Below are 1,934 nucleotides of genomic sequence, written 5' to 3' on the forward strand. Positions count from 1 at the left end.
CGGGGTCTCCTCGTTTTCAGTGCAATAAGTGACGGTACGAAAAGCTAGCACTGGCGCGGAGGTGGTGTTGGTAGATCGTTGATTTCATTGACTTTCCTGTTCACTTTCAAATCTGCGATTCGTGGCGTCAAACCGTGGTCGGTTTCATCCATTGGTGCCAGTTATCGATGCATTTGGCCGCGAAGGCAGGATTTGGTCAGCATAGCGGTCAACCGGGAAGCGAAACACACCCCGCAAGTTGATGCTCTCCAGCCTGGTGGGCGCAATCTTCCCGATCAGTTCCGGTGGAATGACCTGGCGGCGGTTCGACCAGCGATCCAGGACCGCCTGCATCTGTGAGGTATTCCACGCCATCACGATGTTGGCCATCAGGCTCAACGCATCGGCCACAGCCTGCATTTCATCGACACGTTTGGCCTGCGCCGGGCTGATCCGGCCGGTATAAATGGCGCGCTTGAGGGCGTTAACAGCCTCGCCCCGATTGAGCACCCGGCGCAACTCGTTCCTGAAAGCGTCCTTGACAAAGTAGTCAGCCAAAAACGCCGTACGCAGCAACCGCCCCAATTGCACGCCAGCCTCATAGATTGGATCGCCCTGGGCGGCAGAACCGAACCGCGCAAGAGCTGCCACCGCACTGGCATGTCCGCTCATGACCGAGGCTGCCAGGTGCACCAGACTATCCCAATGCTTTTCGATCAAAGCGACGTCGACATTGGCTTCGCACACCGCAGCGATTTCTGCGGGCACTTTGGTGCCGCGTGGCACAAAGAGGTGGCGCTGTTTGAGTTCCTTCAACCGCGGGCAAAGATCAAAACCAAGCAAACGGGCATGTGACATGGCAAAGTCGGTGTAGCCATGGGTATCCACAGCAAGCTGGCTGGTCTCCAGCTTTTCTTGGCGGATGACACCTTCAATGGCCACGCCCGCCTGGCGCTCATTGAGCACAAAGGGCTGCGCATGGAAGATGCCCCACCGGTCTTTTACATGGGAGTAGATTCCAATGGAAGGTGTGTTGCGCCGAGGATCAAGCCGGGCTTGCCACACCCGTTTGGTGGTCTCCATGCTCATCATGTCAGAAGATGCCAAATCGGACCGCCCCCAGGTGGCGGCAATCGGGTGTCGCTGCATGAATTCCAGCACAGCCTGGCAGGCCTGGCTCAGACGCCGTTCGTCCCGCGCCCAGCGCATGGCCTGGCGAATGCTGGTGGCAGACAATTGCGGAATCATGCGCGCGCATTCGACCGCAGTCAGACTGGTGCCGTGGGCCATGATGCCGGCATAGACCATCAGCAGCTCGTCGGTAGAGCGCGGCTCACGTCCGAGCATGATCCAGCTAAAGCGCACCTGGGCGTCAACGGCCAGAATCACTTCCGGCAATTGAACCTCACCGATGCGGTGATCCAAAGCCGCGCGCAGCTTGGTCACTTCTGGGTCTTCGTCCTCTGCGGGCAATGGCGACAAATGGAGTTCATCATCCACGCGCAGTACGCCACTGCGGGCTGCAGCGGCCACCGCATCGACACCGGCAGTTACTCTGGCCAGCAAAGGCTTCAAGAAAGTGGCAGCCTTGCTGGGTAACGATAGACGGGCATAGTGTTTCTTGGACTCTGCCTGCCAACGCTCGTCCGTGAAGAACAAGCGCGCACGACCCCGAAAGCTCAGGCTGTGCTCAATCCAGACCGAGCCATTGCGCACCGCGCGGCGCAGGGCAAACAGGGTGGCCACCTCCAACGCCTGAAACGCCCGTTCCCGGTCTGGGCTGGAGATCGAAACCTGCCAGATCATTCCCAGACTTGGTGCCACCACTTCAACTGGCAGCTTTCTGGATCCTTTGAGATATAAAGCTTGCAGCTTGGCAAGGTACTCGATGGCAGGATGCTCGCCGGTGGCCTGCCAGGGCAGCTTTGCAATGGCGACGAGCAACGACCGCCGGG

The 1,934-nt window shown here is 59.0% G+C and carries 1 pseudogene; it reads right to left on the bottom strand.

The window, feature by feature from the left end:
• Nucleotides 1-144: 144 nt before the first annotated feature.
• Nucleotides 145-1,934, bottom strand: a pseudogene (locus tag ACG01O_RS22220) (Tn3-like element IS1071 family transposase); the annotation flags it as partial.

Origin of the sequence: Pelomonas baiyunensis (genome assembly GCF_043555935.1) — a bacterium.
Taxonomy (GTDB): Bacteria; Pseudomonadota; Gammaproteobacteria; order Burkholderiales; family Burkholderiaceae_C; genus Pelomonas; species Pelomonas baiyunensis.